Below are 14,816 nucleotides of genomic sequence, written 5' to 3' on the forward strand. Positions count from 1 at the left end.
ATAGCTCATTCCAGGAAGGCGTTCCGTTGTACGAAGGCGTGGTTCAGGACCTCATCGACGAGTTGGGCAGGCTGCCCGGCGTCGGTCCCAAGAGCGCGCAGCGGATCGCTTTCCACATCCTGCAGGCCGAGCCGACCGATGTGCGCCGCCTTGCCCATGCCCTCCTGGAGGTCAAGGACAAAGTCCGGTTCTGTTCGGTCTGCGGCAATGTCGCCCAGCAGGAACAGTGCAACATCTGCCGCGACGCGCGCCGCGACCAGACGGTCATCTGTGTGGTCGAGGAGCCGAAGGATGTCGTCGCGATCGAGCGGACCCGTGAGTTCCGGGGCCGGTACCACGTGCTCGGCGGCGCGATCAGCCCGATCGAGGGCGTCGGCCCCGACGATCTGCGCATCCGCGAGCTGCTCGCCCGTCTCGCCGACGGATCGATCACGGAGCTGATCCTGGCGACCGACCCCAACCTGGAGGGCGAGGCCACCGCGACGTACCTGGCGCGGATGGTCAAGCCGATGGGCCTGCGGGTCACCAGGCTGGCCAGCGGCCTGCCGGTGGGTGGCGACCTGGAGTACGCGGACGAGGTCACCCTGGGCCGCGCCTTCGAGGGGAGGCGCCTGCTCGATGTCTGATGCCTTCACGATGGCGACGTCCGATGTTCTTGCATCGGCTCACGACGGCTTTACGTTCAGCGACGCTATGTTCTACTCACCGTTCGCGACCGTGCCCACGGGAGGTCCCCTCGATGTCTGACGCCACGCTGAACTCCGTCACGCAGGACCCGGACGACTTCGCCGTCCAGATCGCCGACCAGATCAAGACGTTCATCGTCGCGGTCACCGAGGTGTCCAAGGTCGAGGAGCCCGAGGAGGCCGTCCCGGTCCTGCTGCTCCAGATCTCCCAGCTGCTGCTGGCGGGCGGCAGGCTCGGTGCGTACGAGGACATCGTCCCCGACGAGCGCTACGAGCCGGATCTGGGCGCCGAGCCGGACGCCGACGGCCTGCGCGAGCGGTTCGCCGCCCTGCTGGAGCCGATCGACGTCTACTCCGAGGTCTTCGACCCGTACGAGCCCCGCAAGGCCCCGGTGCCGGCCCGTATCTCCGACGACCTGGCCGACCTGGTCACCGACCTGCGCCACGGTCTGGCCCACTACGAAGAGGACCGCACGACCGAGGCCCTGTGGTGGTGGCAGTTCTCCTACTTCTCCAACTGGGGCTCCACCGCATCCGCCACTCTGCGCGCCCTCCAGTCCCTCATCGCACACATCCGCCTCAACCAGCCCCTCCAGGAGCTGGACGGCCTGGACACGGACTCGCAGACCGCCGACGACGAGCTGGCCGAGGAGGCGGGCCGGGTGATGGCCGAGGAGATCGCGGGACCGCTGGGGCTGCGACCGGTGCAGTAACGCCCGGCGCCCACCCACCCTTCACAGCAACGTGGCACTCGACGTCCGAGTGTCACGTTGTTTGGTCTGTGGCAGCGCCACCGCGCGCTCGGGCGTGATCCGGACGACCACCCGCACAACCTCCGGCGGGAGCAGCTGGAACTCCTTTCGTCGGCTTCGCCGTCGCTCGCGGCTGAGTTGTCGCAGGTCGGCCCGGGGCTCAAGCCTCGGGCTCCGAGCCCTTTTCTTGAGGAATGGGCGGTTGGGTTCGATCCCGCCCGCCCTCCCAAGTCCCGTGCACACACGTGCGGGTGACTTTCCGTGACCTGCGTGCGTCACAGCGTGTGCGTGCTATGGGTTCGCGTTGAGGAACCCACAATCCGAAAAACGGACGACCCCGGCGGTGCGCCAACACCAACCGGGGTCTTGCCGAACGAGATCGAAAGCGGCGCCACCGACGCCAAGGGGCGCGGCGGACAGGGCCAGGAGTGCGGGGAGCACGCGGAGCGGCTTACGCATGGCGGGGGCCTCCGAAGGGCGGACCGTAAGGTTCCGGTCCACGCTGGAGGTGGGTGGTACATGAATCGCGGACCCGGCTCGCCGCGCGTGTGGGCCAGGCCACATATGGGAGTAAGGGCCCGATCGGCGGGCAGCAGCCCCGTACGAGCGGTTCGGGGCGACACACCGATGATCACGTGTTGAGCGGGACATCTCACCATGTGGTATCGGCGGGGCGTTTCCGGACTGCTCGTTAAACTGAGTCGACCGCAGTAATGGACTGAGCGAGGAGCGCACGTGGGCCTTGTCGTGCAGAAGTACGGAGGCTCCTCCGTAGCCGATGCCGAAGGCATCAAGCGCGTCGCCAAGCGAATCGTCGATGCCAAGAAGAACGGCAACCAGGTGGTTGTCGTGGTGTCAGCGATGGGCGACACGACGGACGAGTTGATCGATCTCGCCGAGCAGGTATCCCCGATCCCTGCCGGGCGTGAGTTCGACATGCTGCTGACCGCCGGAGAGCGGATCTCCATGGCCCTGCTGGCGATGGCGATCAAAAACCTGGGCCACGAGGCCCAGTCGTTCACAGGTAGCCAGGCAGGCGTCATCACCGACTCGGTCCACAACAAAGCGCGCATCATCGATGTGACGCCGGGCCGTATCCGTACGGCGCTGGACGAGGGGAACATCGCAATCGTCGCGGGGTTCCAGGGTGTGTCCCAGGACAAGAAGGACATCACCACCCTCGGCCGCGGCGGGTCCGACACCACCGCGGTCGCGCTCGCGGCCGCGCTGGATGCCGAGGTCTGTGAGATCTACACCGATGTGGACGGTGTCTTCACCGCCGACCCGCGGGTCGTGAAGAAGGCCCGGAAGATCGACTGGATCTCCTTCGAGGACATGCTGGAGCTGGCCGCATCCGGCTCCAAGGTGCTGCTGCACCGGTGCGTGGAGTACGCACGCCGCTACAACATCCCGATCCACGTCCGCTCGTCCTTCTCCGGACTGCGCGGAACCTGGGTCAGCAACGAGCCGCAAGGGGACCAGAAGGTGGAGCACGCGATCATCTCCGGAGTCGCCCATGACGTCTCCGAGGCCAAGATCACCGTCGTCGGCGTGCCCGACAAGCCGGGCGAGGCCGCCGCGATCTTCCGCGCCATCGCGAACGCGGAAGTCAACATCGACATGGTGGTGCAGAACGTCTCCGCCGCGTCGACCGGTCTGACCGACATCTCGTTCACGCTGCCGAAGTCCGAGGGGCGCAAGGCCATCGACGCCCTGGAGCGCAACCGCGGCACCATCGGCTTCGAGTCGCTGCGCTACGACGACCAGATCGCGAAGATCTCCCTGGTCGGCGCCGGCATGAAGACCAACCCGGGTGTCACGGCGGGCTTTTTCGAGGCGCTGTCGGACGCCGGTGTGAACATCGAGCTCATCTCGACGTCCGAGATCCGCATCTCGGTGGTCACCCGCGCCGACGACGTCAACGAGGCCGTGCGCGCCGTGCACACCGCCTTCGGTCTCGACAGCGATTCCGACGAGGCCGTCGTCTACGGGGGCACCGGCCGATGACCGCCCGCCGTCCTTCGCTCGCGGTCGTCGGAGCGACCGGGGCTATCGGCGGCGTCATGCTCCAGATCCTTTCGCAGCACGCGGATGTCTGGGGCGAGGTGAAACTGATCGCCTCGCCGCGTTCGGCCGGCCGCAAGCTGGTCGTGCGCGGCGAGGAGAGCGAAGTCCTCGAACTCACCGAGGACGTCTTCGACGGCGTCGACGTGGCGCTGTTCCTGGTGCCCGACGCCGTCTCCGCGCAGTGGGCGCCGATCGCCGCCGCCAAGGGCACGGTCGTCATCGACGACTCCGCCGCGTTCCGGCTGGACCCGGACGTTCCGCTGGTCGTGCCCGAGATCAATCCGCATGCCGCGCGGATCAGGCCGCGCGGCATCGTCGCGAGCCCGAACTGCACGACACTCTCGCTGATCGTCGCGGTCGGCGCGCTGCACGCCGAATTCGGGGTACGGGAACTGGTCGTCTCCTCGTACCAGGCGGTGAGCGGGGCGGGCCGGGACGGTGTCGCGGCGCTGCGCGAACAACTGTCGATGGTGGCCGGTACGGAGCTGGGTACGCAGCCCGGGGACGTACGCCGGGCCCTGGGGGACACGGAAGGCAGCCCCTTTGCCGCGCCGGTGGCCCTCAATGTGGTGCCCTGGGCCGGGACCGAGGCCGGGGACGGCTGGTCGTCGGAGGAGCTGGCGATCCGCGAGGAGTGCCGCAAGGTGCTGGACCTGCCCAGCCTGCGGGTGGCGGCGACCTGTGTCTACGTACCCGTCATCGCGACGCACTCGATGTCCGTGCACGCACGGTTCGAGAACGAGATCGCGGTCGACCGGGCCCACGAGATCCTTGCGACGGCACCGGGCGTGGTGCTCTACGACAGCCCGGCGGCGGGGGACTTCCCGACACCGTCCGACGTCGTCGGCACCGATCCGACCTGGGTCGGGCGGGTGCGCAGGTCGCTGGACGATCCCAGGGGCCTGGAACTGTTCGTCTGCGGCGACAACCTCCGCAAGGGAGCGGCGTTGAACGTGGCGCAGATCGCCGAATCGGTGGCTGCCGAATTTCTCCGGGTCTGATTCGAACCTGTTTTGTACTCTCTGTGAATGCCCTGTGAGCAAGTTGAAGGCCTGAAGCTCTTGAGCTGGGGTGTCGGGGTATCCGACGATGACCTTTCGGCCTGGTGCAACCGTCGGCCGGAGGGCACGCGTCTATGCGGTCACTTCTTGCACGGCGGGGCGCATATTCGGGGCATTTGTGGAAGAGCAGGTACGTATGAGGGCATCTCGCACTGCGATGAACGCGGTGCCGCGCGCGTACAACCCTGACGGGGGGAAACGTGTCCAACTGGCGTGGCAGAGGTTCTCGATATCACAGTGGTGGGCCCCTTGCGCGGCGCTTCGGTGCGTCCGCTCAGACGGCCCCGCGCACCCGGCGGTATGCCGGTGATTGCGCCCATGCCCGCTGCACGTCCCGCACGGCTGCCGTCGCAGCGCAAGGGCGCTGAGGAGAGCGTGGCTGCCGGAACCACGGTCGACCATCTCACCGAGACCTATCGGGCCCACTACCGTTCGCTGCTGGGCCTCGCGGCTCTGCTCCTGGACGACACCGCCTCATGTGAGGACGTCGTGCAGGAGGCGTTCATCCGCGTGCACTCGGCGCGCAGCCGGGTACGGGACCCCGAGAAGACACTCGCGTATCTGCGCCAGACCGTCGTCAACCTGTCGCGCTCCGCGCTGCGCCGCCGCATCCTCGGGCTGAAGCTGCTGTCCAAGCCCATGCCGGACATGGCGAGCGCGGAAGAGGGCGCGTACGACCAGCTGGAGCGGGACGCGCTGATCAAAGCGATGCGGGGGCTGCAACGGCGCCAGCGGGAGGTGCTGGTGCTGCGTTACTTCGCGGACATGACGGAGGCCCAGGTGGCCGAGACGCTGGGCATATCCCTGGGCTCGGTCAAGGCGTACGGCTCCCGTGGGATCGCGGCGCTGCGCGTCGTGATGGAGGCGCAGGGATGAGTCGGCGCTACCGCAGGAACGAGAACAGCCACGAGCGTGAGCATCGGATTGACCGGACTGGAAACGGAACTGTGAACGACGGGCCGGAGAGCGCCTCGCATGTGAACCCGGACGCGAACCCGGACGCGAACTCGGACGCGAACTCGGACACGGATACGGATCACGCGGAACGGGATCACGCGGAACGGGATCTCGCGGATCGGGACCTCGCGTCCGTGGGAGGCGCGGGTGGCCTCTGTGAGGGCGACGCAGCCGCTGAGACGGCCGAGCTCGGGGGGCTGAGCAGCCTCTTCGGCGAGGGTCCTGGCGCGGGTTCCGGTTCGGGGGGCGGTGGCGGCCCGGACATGGACGAGGTCGCGCTGGGCCGCATGCTGCGCGGGGCCGTCCAGCACATCGAACCCCGCGACGGCACCCTCGACCATCTGTACCGCGCGGTGCCCGCGCGGCGTGCCAGGCGGCGGCAGGCTGTCGTCGGTATGGCGGCAGCGGCGCTGCTCATCGGCACCGCGGTCCCCGCCTTCGTCCACGTCGCGAACTCCGGCGGTTCGAGCACCGCCAACCCCGCGATAGCCGGACACGGCGAGCAGGCGCAGGGCGGCAGCGGCACCGACAACGGCTCGGGAGCCGGCGGGAAGAGCAGCGGCGGCAGCACCGACGGGCAGGCCGAAGGTGGCCGGAATCAGCCGACGAGCACGAGCAGTCCGTCCGACGGCCGTGGCCAGGGCGCCGACGGCAACCTGGTCGGCGGGGGCGCCGACCCGGACAACTCCGAGGCGGCCTCCATACCGGCCTGCGATCCGGGTCAGCTCGGTGTCGCCTCGGCCGAGACGGGCGTGGCGGGTGCCGACGGCACGGTGTACGGCACGTTCCGGATCGCCAATGTCTCCGGCAAGAACTGTTCGGTGGTCAGCAGCGGCAGCGTGGGCTTCCAGGCGATGGGCGCGGCCGACCCGGCCAGGATCACGGTCGTCCAGCACACCGCGGGTGACGCGGCGGCCGGACTGCCCGACCCCTCGCAGGAGCAGGGGACGGTACTGCTGAAACCGTCCATGGCGTACGAGGTGAAGTTCGCCTGGGTGCCGAAGGACACCTGCCCGACCTCCGGAGGTTCACCGAGCCCGACACCGACGGGCGGCACGGACGGCGCGGGCGGCGCCACTGCCGCCGGCACCGGTACGGGTACCACCGACGGGACTTCGGATACGGCTGCGCAGTTCGGCAGCGAGGACGGCGGCGGGGTGCTGGACGGCAGCGTTGCCGTGACGCACACGCCGGAGGCGGGAGCACCGGTCGCGGAGACGAAGATCTCCAACGCCTGCGCGGGCACGATCTACCGGACCGGGGTGCTGGCCCCCGCGACGTGACACCGGGGCGACGGCGTACGACGTATACGTGAGGGGGCCCGCCGGTCGATTCGGCGGGCCCCCTCACGTATGTCTGTCTCAGGTGCCTGTCTCAGGCCGTGCCGGCGCTCACGTTGGAGTCGGCGGGATCGGTGGGGCCGGTGTTCGTGCCCGCATCCTTGCCCGCATCCGCGTCCGCGCCGTCGATGAGGCCCAGCTTCAGGTCCCGCGCCGCTTCGGCCTCGCGGCGGACCAGCCGGAACCACATGAAGAGCACGAACCCGGCGAAGACGAACCACTCGCCGGTGTAGCCGAGGTTCTGGAAGGCCTTCAGATCGAGCCCGGTGCCCTGCGGTACGGCGGCCGGTACGGGACGCAGCGCGCCGCTGGAGCCGGTGTCCTGGAGTGTCACCCATGCGTCGTAGACGTCGTACGGGACGAGGTTGACCAGGGAAGCGGCGCTGATCATGCCGAGCTGACCGTCCGGGAGTCCCCCCGTCGCGTCGACGCCCGCGGTGCCGGCGTTCTCGGACGCCTGGAGGTCGCCGGTCACCGTGACCTCGCCGGTCGGTGCGGCGGGCACGGCGGTGTGGCCGGCCTTGCCGGGCAGCCAGCCGCGCACCACCGGCAGGGCCTTGCCGCTGTCCGTGCGGAGCATGTTCAGGACATAGAAGCCGCTCTTGTCGTCCAACTCCCGGCCGGGTACCAGGAACTGGTCGGCGTACCGGCCGGTGGCGGTGGCGGGGCGGCCCGAGGTCACCGTGTCGACAGGCAGGAGCTCGTCGATCGGCTTGGCGGCCCTCGTGCCCGGGGCGGGCTGCTTCTCGGCGGCGTCGTGCGTCTGCACGCGGTCCTCGAAGCGGCCGAGCTGCCAGGTGCCCATGAAGATGCAGAACGGGATGGCCAGCACGACGAAGAGGTTGATCCCCCACCATCGCGGGGTCAGCAGGAACCGGTACACCCCTCCACGGTACGGTCCCCGCTCCGGTCGCCCGGAGCGGGGTGCCGGGTGGGGCGCGGCCGCGGTGCCGACGGGGCCGGTGGCCATCGGCGTCCGGCTCGGCACCCCGACCGCTGGGCGTTGCTCGCCGGTCACCGATTTGTCCTCGATCGCCGGCGGGCTCGAATCGGTTCGCTCGGGCCCGCCCGGGCGCGTCGGACGCCCGGTGGCGGGGCCGGCGGGTTTGTCCTCGATCGCCGGACAGGCTCACGACGGCCCGTGGCGGTGGTGTCGTGCGGGCTTCGTGCAGGAGGGACAGACGCCCCTATTTGCCGGACAGGCTCGAAGAGGCGGGGGCGCTCCCCGTGGCGAGGTGGCGCTGGGCGAAGTCGAGTTCCAGCCGGAACTGCTTGATCCGTTCCTCCACGACGAGCGAACCGTGTCCCGCGTCGTACCGGTAGACCTCGTGCACCGCGTCACGGCCCTTCAGCCGGTCCACGTAATTCTCGACCTGGCGGATCGGGCAGCGCGGGTCGTTGACGCCCGCCGAGATGTAGACCGGCGCCCGTACGGCGTCGACGTACGTCAGCGGGGACGAGGCCTCGAAACGCTCGGGAACCTCCTCCGGCGTGCCGCCCAGCAGTGTGCGGTCCATCGCCTTCAGGTCCTCCATCTCGTCGTGATACGCCGTGACGTAGTCGGCGACCGGGACCGCCGCCAGGCCCAGGGCCCAGTCGTCCGGCTGCGTACCGAGGCCGAGCAGGGTCAGATAGCCGCCCCAGGAGCCACCGGCCAGGACCAGCTTCGCCGGGTCCGCGAGCCCGGACTTCACCGCCCACTCCCGTACCGCGGCGATGTCCTCCAGCTCGATCAGACCGACCCGGTGCTTGAGCGCGTCCGTCCAGGCGCGGCCGTATCCGGTGGAGCCGCGGTAGTTGACCCGGACGACCGCGTAACCGTGGTCCACCCAGGCGGCGGGGCCGGAGGCGAAGGCGTCGCTGTCGTGCCAGGTCGGGCCGCCGTGGATCTCGAAGACGGTGGGAAACGGGCCCTTTGCCGGGGCGGCGGGCCGCTGCACGAGAGCGTGGATGCGGCCCCCGGGCCCGTCCACCCACACGTCCTCCACAGGCACGGAGGCCGGAGCCCTCAAGCCGGGCGCCTCGAGCACCACCGCACCCGAGGTGGACCGGATGACGGACGGCTGCGCGGCCGACGACCACAGGTACTCCACCGTGCCGTCGGGCCGGGCCGTGGCTCCCGACACCGAACCCGCGGGGGTATCCAACCGGACGGGAGCGCTGCCCGCCCCCGGCTCGTACCGCCACAGGTCGCTGCGGGCCTCGAAGCCGTGCACGATCAGCAGCGCGGAGGCGTCCGGATACCACTCGGCGCCCACATCACCGGGCAGGTCGATCGCGAGGTCCGTCTCCGTGCCCGTCATCGGATCCCAGATCATCGGCTCCCAGCGGCCCCGCCGCTGATGCCCGACCAGCAGCCTCGTGTCCCCGGCGACGGGGGCGAAGCCCAGCACGGACAGGCCCAGCTCCTTCGTACCGCCCTCGGTGTCGTCCAGCTCGGCGACCGTCGACCCGTCGGGCCGCACCACGCGCAGCGCGGAGTGCATCGCATCGCCGTGCTCGGTGTGCTCCAGGGCGATCAGCGTCCCGTCGTACGACAGGTCGCCGACGCCCGCCGACTCGCGGTGGCGGTAGATCTCGACAGGCGCGGCCCCGGGCCGTACGACATGGACCGTCGTCCCGTCCTCGTCGGTCGAACGGCCGACCACCGCCGTACCGTCACGCCCGATCACGAGCCCCGCCGGGTACGAGGCACCGAGACCGGGCGCCGCCGGCTCGTCCACCGCCTCCTCGCCCACGCCGCCGTGGAACGGCTGGCGCATCCACACCCCGAACTCGTCCCCGTCGGTGTCGCTGAACCACCAGATCGACTCGCCGTCCGGTGTCAGCACGCCGTCAGTCGTCCCGTTCGGCCGGTCGGTCACCTGACGCTGCTTGCCGGTCGCGCGGTCCCATGCGTACAGCTCGTACGTCCCCGTGGCATTGGAGACGAACAGCGCGCGGTCCGGCGCATCCTCCGCCCAGTCGGGCAACGACACCCGCGGCGCCCGGAAACGCTGCTCCCACTCCGGTACGGAAGCGGTTGCCGGAGCGGAATCGGTCGCCGGTGCGGTGGGGGCCGTCGAGCCAGTGGTCTCAGTCATGTCCCCCATTCTGCGCCGGAACGCCGACAATTCGTTCGCTTCGTCCGCAGCCTGTGGATAACCTCCCGGCATGCATGCATCGACCCCTGCCGACTGGCACGAGGCAAACCGCGCGCACTGGGACGAGCGGGTCCCCATCCACGCCGGGAGCGACTTCTACGACCTGGATTCCTTCCGCGCCGGCAAGGACGCCCTGCGCGACTTCGAACTCGCCGAGGTCGGGGACGTCACGGGCAAGTCGCTGCTGCATCTGCAGTGCCACATCGGGGTCGACACCCTCTCCTGGGCCCGGCACGGCGCCGCACACGTCGTCGGTCTGGACTTCTCCGAACCGGCCGTGGAGACCGCGCGCGCCCTGGCCCGCGAGCTGGGGTTCACCCAGGACCGGGCAGCGTTCGTCGCCGCCGACGTCCATGACGCCGCGCAGGCCGTCCCGGACTCGTCGTACGACATCGTCTACACCGGCGTCGGCGCGCTGAACTGGCTGCCCGACACCCGGCGCTGGGCCGAGACCGCCGCATCGCTCGTGGCGCCCGGTGGCTTCCTCTACCTCGCGGAGTTCCATCCGCTCACGGACTGCCTCGACGACTCGACCGGCGCGAAGGTCGTCCACGACTACTTCAGCCGTGACGCCTGGGTGGACGAGACGCCGGGCACTTACGCGGACTTCGACGCACCGACCGTCCACAACCGCAGCGTCGAATGGCAGCACCCGATCGGCGACGTGGTGTCGGCACTGGCCGCCGCCGGGCTGCGGATCGAGTTCCTGCACGAGCACGACGCCTCGCTCTTCGCCCGCTTCTCGGCGCTGGAGCGGCACGGCGACGGCTTCTACCGCTTCCCCGCCGACCGTCCGCGCATCCCGCTGATGTACTCGGTCAAGGCGTCGCGCCCGGCCGGATCCTGACCGGAGACCGACACTCAAGGCCCATTGTCAGTGCCTCGCTCTGCACCGACGGGGCACGGCTGCCCACGCCTGAAGCGACACGCCCGCGCGCGAAGCCGCACCGCCTGCGACTGAGGCGATGTGCGCGTGCCTGGACGCAACAGAAGCGCGGTGGGTGGCCGGAACACCCCGGCGGCCCGCCGCGCTTCTGTACCTCCGTCGTCCGCGTCCTACGCGGCCGAGCGGAAGGCCGGAAGATAGCCGCCCGACTGTCCGGCGGCCTTGGGGTGGTACGAGTTGTAGACGGGGAGCGTCACACTGTTGAGCCATGCGTCACCGGAGCACAGCTCATGCCCGGTGAACTCGTCCACCACACCGGAGAACGTGAACCCGGCGTCGGCCGCCTGCTTGGCGATGACACCGTTCAGGACGTCGGACGCGTTGTTGATGGCCGCCCGCTCCTTCTCCGAGAGGCCGGCGATGCAGCTGCCGCTCAGCCGGTAGAAGCGCGGGTATCCCAGCACCACGACATGTGCCTGCGGGGCCCGCGACCGAATGGAACCGTAGAGCGAACTCAGACCGGACGGAAGTGAGTTCTGCATCTGCGACACGGCCGAGCTCACGCTGCTCAGGCAGGTGGCCTCGCTGGACAGCACGCAGTCCTGCATGACATCGGCGAAGCCGACGTCGTTGCCGCCCGCCGTGACGCTGACCAGGCCGGTGGACGAGCTCAGTGCGCCCAGCTGGCTGCCGGCCACCGAACTCGTCGTGGCGCCCGAACAGGCGACGAAGGCGAAAGAGGAAGGTGAGTTCGCAGCTGCCCAGAGGTAGGGGTAGGCGTTGGTGCTGCGGCGGCAGTCGCCACTGTCGGAGAGATAGCTCCCCGCACCGACGCCGGACGAGTACGAGTCGCCGAGCGCGACGTACCCGCCGGCGGCGGCCGAGGATGCCGAGGCCGGCTGGGCGACGCCCAGAGCGGCCACGGCGGCGAGGACCAGAGTGGATGCGGACGCCCAGAATCTCCGTACTGACATGGCTGTCAGCCCTCCGAAGTGTGGGGGGTGGGTGGGGGGTTGATTGCGCGCCCGTTTCTAGCAGCTGTTGGTACTCGCCGGTAATAGCTGTGTAAGAACTGGTCTGATATGCCCGAATGATCGTTCGGTCGTGCTGGCTCCGCGCGTAGATAAACCTCTCGGGTACCTGAATCTCCTTGCGAGACCTGAGTGTTCGGGCGGCGGTGGGGCCCCGCTGCATGGCTCCTGGGGTGCGGGAGTCGGCCCCCGCTGGGCCAAGTAGTCGGCGCCTGAACAGGCTGACGAAGGCCGCCGTGTGACGGGCCGTCAATCGCCGTGGCCAAGCCGTACAGCCCCAGGGAGCTGACAGCTCGGGTCAGGGCGCTGCTGCGCCGGTCGACGGCGGCCGGGCGCACCGGTCCGGCGGTGCTCACGGCCGGCGACCTGGAGATCGGCACCGCCCGTTTCGAGGTACGGGTGGCCGGGGCGCCGGTGGTGTTGACCGGCAAGGAGTTAGCCATCCTGACCGTGCTCGCTGGGGAGCCCGGACGGGCGTTCACCCGGGCGCAGATCATCGACCAGGTCTTCGGGTTCGACCAGAACGTACTGGAACGTACCGTCGATGCCCATGTGATGAACCTGCGGCGGAAGCTGGAGCGGGGGCGAGCGGACCAGAGGTATGTGGAGACCGTTTACGGCCGGGGATACCGATTGGCGAACGGGCCCGGTGCGGGGCAGTGAGCTTCAGACTGCGGGCGCTCGGTCTGCTGATGCTTGTCGCGATGGCCGCCACAGCGGCGACCGCCCGGCTGACTCTGCGGCAGGCGAACCTCCAGGTCCGCGACTCCGTCGCCGCCGGGCAGCAGGAGGTCTCCCGGATCACCGGCGAACTGTACGCGTACGGCTTCGCGCACGGCACCTGGGACGGGGTCTCGCCGACGGTGGGCGCGCTGGCGAAGGACACCGGTCAGCGCATCCGCGTCGCCACGGAGGCGGTCCGATCCTGCCCCCGGAGTCGGGATCGGGGGTGTCGAACCGTTCCTAGCCAGTGTGCATGAGTGGGTCCTGGACCCACCGATGTGTTCTGGGCGCATCCCGAACGGTGTTGGATGCGCTGGGTTGCCGCTTTCGCGTCCCGTTCGGCGGCACGTCTCTGGGGGCGTGGTCCGTTGCGGGTGGGCGGGTTCCGTCACGTCCTCGGTTGCCTGGCCTGGCCTGGGCGGTCCGATGCCTCGCACGATCTCTCCGGTCGTGTGGGGGCGGTGCCGTCCGACGCCGGATCGGGTGTCCGAGGGCGCGTCGTCCGATCGCGGTGAACCCGCCGACAGGACTCACTCCCGCTCACTACAACGCACTCCAGCTCAGCAAACCGACAGCAGCTCACAACCCCTCGTCGCGCAGGCATTCGACCCACTTCCGCTGCCCCTCGACATAGTCGGTCAGCTCGCTCGAACCGCTCTTGGAGGCCGTGGCGCCGGTCTTGCCGTTCGACGCCGAGGCGACCTCGTTCCCGCTGTTTCCGCCGCCCCCGCAGCCGGTCACGGTCAACGTCACCACCGACACCACCCCGATCAGCAGCCATCCCCCGTACCACCGACGCGCACTCATGCTCATGGGCTCCTCGCACATTGGCCGTCGCCCGGATTCCCCTCCGGCCGGACGGCGACGAATGTAGGACCGCGCCCATGAAGGACCTATGAAGAAGCCATCAAGAACTCTTCCGGGACCGCTCCGGGCCGCCGGACGGCCAAAACCGTAGGCCCTGACGACAACCGCCCTCTGTGGTGGCAACCCCGCGTCGGGGTTGCCACCACAGAGGGCGGTTGTCGTAGATCTACGAGGGTCAGTTGTGGCCGAACCTCCGCTGCTTCCGGTGGGAGACCTGTTCTGAGATCGAGTGCACCGTGTCCTGGGCAGCCGTTGGCCGCGTCGGCTGTTCCTTCGTCTCCGGAGCAGCGCTGCGTTCGTGGCCGCCGGTGCGGGCACCTCGGTTCTGCCGACTCTGCTTCTTGCCCACGATCGTGCCTCCTGTAGCGGATCTCGGACGATGGGCCACTACCAGATTCGCATTTGAGTACGGAAGGTGCATCTCAGGCTTCCGTTGTCGAGAGCGCTTATCCCGACGCAGGCGGCAGGGACTGGCCACAGCCCGGGTATCCGCCCCTTTGCGGACCGGATCCGCGCCGCATGGGCGTCCGTCGGCGGGACACTGCCCAGGGGAAAGCCGCCCCTCGGCCGGGCGGTCACCGCACCGGGATATTGAGATGCGGGCCGGTCGGGGACGGACATAGGGTCGATGCCCGTGGAACCGCTGAGTGAGAAACAGATCCGCTCATCCTTCGTGAACTGCACCAAGGGTGAGGCGGCACGGCTTCGGCTGCCGCTCGACTTCGACGAACTGCCCTGGGAGGACCTGGACTTCTTGGGATGGGTGGATCCTGGAGCGCCGCTGCGGGCACACCTCGTGGTGTCCCGCACACAGGGTCCGCTGGGGATATCTCTGCGTATACCCTCCGTGAGGCGTACCAGCGCCGTGAAGTCCAGCATGTGCCAGATCTGCCTGACAGGTCACGCCTCCTCCGGGGTCACCCTGCTCGCTGCCCCCTTGGCGGGCGCCCGGGGTCGCGAGGGCAACACAGTCGGTATCTACATCTGCGCGGACCTCGCCTGCCCCCTGTATCTGCGGGGCAAGCGGCAGCCGAAGCTGCGTTCCGGGCGGTACGAGGAGTCCCTGACGCTGGACGAGCGCCTCGCGCGCATGTCGGGCAATCTGGATGCCTTCGCGGCCAAGGTCGCCGCGGCGTAAGCCCTCACGAGCACAGCCCGTCACCCCGTAAGGAAGCAGAAACGTCCGACGGGGGAGGGGGATGCCTGTCCCGGCCGGGCCGCAATGAGCCGGAGGCCGGGGCCGTGACGGCCCGCTCTCTCGTGACGGCCCGCTTTCTTACGGCTCGCTGACGTGCGCGCGCGT

General features: G+C 69.4%; 15 protein-coding genes. 10 read left to right on the top strand and 5 right to left on the bottom strand.

Annotation, left to right across the window (positions count from 1 at the left end):
- Nucleotides 1–26 precede the first annotated feature (26 nt).
- The 6 genes from recR (at nucleotide 27) to NRF20_RS24695 (ending at nucleotide 6,806) form a co-directional block, all read left to right on the top strand.
- Nucleotides 27–626 carry a recombination mediator RecR gene (recR, locus tag NRF20_RS24670; protein WP_093899342.1) on the top strand — a complete coding sequence of 200 codons (600 nt, stop codon included), beginning with the start codon at nucleotides 27–29 and terminating at the stop codon, nucleotides 624–626.
- Nucleotides 627–739: 113 nt separating this feature from the next.
- Complete coding sequence (locus NRF20_RS24675; RefSeq protein ID WP_266360271.1) at nucleotides 740–1,399, top strand: DUF5063 domain-containing protein; 660 nt, start codon at nucleotides 740–742, stop codon at nucleotides 1,397–1,399.
- Nucleotides 1,400–2,173: 774 nt separating this feature from the next.
- The gene (locus tag NRF20_RS24680; protein WP_266360279.1) at nucleotides 2,174–3,445 is read left to right on the top strand and encodes an aspartate kinase; all 1,272 of its coding nucleotides are present in this window, start codon (nucleotides 2,174–2,176) and stop codon (nucleotides 3,443–3,445) included.
- Nucleotides 3,442–4,506 (top strand): aspartate-semialdehyde dehydrogenase, encoded by a 1,065-nt coding sequence (locus NRF20_RS24685; protein ID WP_266360281.1) that lies wholly within the window; start codon nucleotides 3,442–3,444, stop codon nucleotides 4,504–4,506. Before NRF20_RS24680 ends, NRF20_RS24685 begins: the two co-directional genes overlap by 4 nt.
- Before the next feature lie 273 nt (nucleotides 4,507–4,779).
- Entirely contained in the window at nucleotides 4,780–5,442 is a 663-nt protein-coding gene (locus tag NRF20_RS24690) for a SigE family RNA polymerase sigma factor (protein WP_413753286.1), read from the top strand.
- A gap of 71 nt (nucleotides 5,443–5,513) precedes the next feature.
- On the top strand, nucleotides 5,514–6,806 hold the full coding sequence (locus NRF20_RS24695; protein ID WP_413753287.1) for a hypothetical protein: 1,293 nt from the start codon (nucleotides 5,514–5,516) through the stop codon (nucleotides 6,804–6,806).
- Between the two features lie 91 nt (nucleotides 6,807–6,897).
- Here NRF20_RS24695 and NRF20_RS24700 read toward each other — a convergent pair whose 3' ends face one another.
- Nucleotides 6,898–7,746, bottom strand: coding sequence for an SURF1 family protein (locus NRF20_RS24700; protein WP_413754602.1), 849 nt, complete (start codon nucleotides 7,744–7,746; stop codon nucleotides 6,898–6,900).
- A gap of 304 nt (nucleotides 7,747–8,050) precedes the next feature.
- The gene (locus NRF20_RS24705) at nucleotides 8,051–9,946 is read right to left on the bottom strand and encodes a S9 family peptidase (protein ID WP_398628155.1); all 1,896 of its coding nucleotides are present in this window, start codon (nucleotides 9,944–9,946) and stop codon (nucleotides 8,051–8,053) included.
- A gap of 70 nt (nucleotides 9,947–10,016) precedes the next feature.
- On the opposite strand from NRF20_RS24705, the gene NRF20_RS24710 reads away from it, so the two are divergent.
- A complete protein-coding gene (locus NRF20_RS24710; protein ID WP_398628154.1) occupies nucleotides 10,017–10,853 on the top strand; it encodes a class I SAM-dependent methyltransferase in 837 nt (278 codons plus the stop codon).
- Nucleotides 10,854–11,062: 209 nt separating this feature from the next.
- On the opposite strand, the gene NRF20_RS24715 is transcribed toward NRF20_RS24710, so the two are convergent.
- The gene (locus tag NRF20_RS24715) at nucleotides 11,063–11,866 is read right to left on the bottom strand and encodes an SGNH/GDSL hydrolase family protein (protein ID WP_398628153.1); all 804 of its coding nucleotides are present in this window, start codon (nucleotides 11,864–11,866) and stop codon (nucleotides 11,063–11,065) included.
- Nucleotides 11,867–12,181: 315 nt separating this feature from the next.
- Here NRF20_RS24715 and NRF20_RS24720 point away from each other — a divergent pair, with 315 nt between their 5' ends.
- Together NRF20_RS24720 and NRF20_RS24725 are read left to right on the top strand one after the other, a co-directional pair.
- Nucleotides 12,182–12,586: a winged helix-turn-helix domain-containing protein gene (locus NRF20_RS24720; RefSeq protein WP_398628152.1), complete on the top strand. Its 405-nt coding sequence runs from the start codon at nucleotides 12,182–12,184 to the stop codon at nucleotides 12,584–12,586.
- Nucleotides 12,583–12,903 (top strand): hypothetical protein, encoded by a 321-nt coding sequence (locus tag NRF20_RS24725; RefSeq protein ID WP_266360294.1) that lies wholly within the window; start codon nucleotides 12,583–12,585, stop codon nucleotides 12,901–12,903. The genes NRF20_RS24720 and NRF20_RS24725 overlap by 4 nt, the downstream gene beginning before the upstream one ends.
- 322 nt (nucleotides 12,904–13,225) lie before the next feature.
- On the opposite strand, the gene NRF20_RS24730 is transcribed toward NRF20_RS24725, so the two are convergent.
- Together NRF20_RS24730 and NRF20_RS24735 are read right to left on the bottom strand one after the other, a co-directional pair.
- Nucleotides 13,226–13,453, bottom strand: a complete 228-nt coding sequence (locus NRF20_RS24730; RefSeq protein ID WP_398628151.1) for a hypothetical protein — start codon at nucleotides 13,451–13,453, stop codon at nucleotides 13,226–13,228.
- Between the two features lie 235 nt (nucleotides 13,454–13,688).
- A complete protein-coding gene (locus tag NRF20_RS24735; RefSeq protein WP_383072438.1) occupies nucleotides 13,689–13,862 on the bottom strand; it encodes a hypothetical protein in 174 nt (57 codons plus the stop codon).
- A 285-nt stretch (nucleotides 13,863–14,147) separates the two neighbouring features.
- Here NRF20_RS24735 and NRF20_RS24740 point away from each other — a divergent pair, with 285 nt between their 5' ends.
- A complete protein-coding gene (locus NRF20_RS24740; RefSeq protein ID WP_266360298.1) occupies nucleotides 14,148–14,651 on the top strand; it encodes an FBP domain-containing protein in 504 nt (167 codons plus the stop codon).
- Nucleotides 14,652–14,816 lie beyond the last annotated feature (165 nt).

It is taken from the genome of Streptomyces sp. R-74717, from assembly GCF_047305335.1.
Classification (GTDB): Bacteria; Actinomycetota; Actinomycetes; order Streptomycetales; family Streptomycetaceae; genus Streptomyces; species Streptomyces atratus.

What these genes read in the sequence shown, in the direction of transcription:
- NRF20_RS24675 (WP_266360271.1), top strand. Translation starts at nt 740, where the DNA reads ATGTCTGACGCCACGCTGAACTCCGTCACGCAGGACCCGGACGACTTC.
- NRF20_RS24685 (WP_266360281.1), top strand. Translation starts at nt 3,442, where the DNA reads ATGACCGCCCGCCGTCCTTCGCTCGCGGTCGTCGGAGCGACCGGGGCT.
- NRF20_RS24705 (WP_398628155.1), bottom strand. Translation starts at nt 9,946, where the DNA reads ATGACTGAGACCACTGGCTCGACGGCCCCCACCGCACCGGCGACCGAT.
- NRF20_RS24710 (WP_398628154.1), top strand. Translation starts at nt 10,017, where the DNA reads ATGCATGCATCGACCCCTGCCGACTGGCACGAGGCAAACCGCGCGCAC.
- NRF20_RS24715 (WP_398628153.1), bottom strand. Translation starts at nt 11,866, where the DNA reads ATGTCAGTACGGAGATTCTGGGCGTCCGCATCCACTCTGGTCCTCGCC.
- NRF20_RS24730 (WP_398628151.1), bottom strand. Translation starts at nt 13,453, where the DNA reads ATGAGTGCGCGTCGGTGGTACGGGGGATGGCTGCTGATCGGGGTGGTG.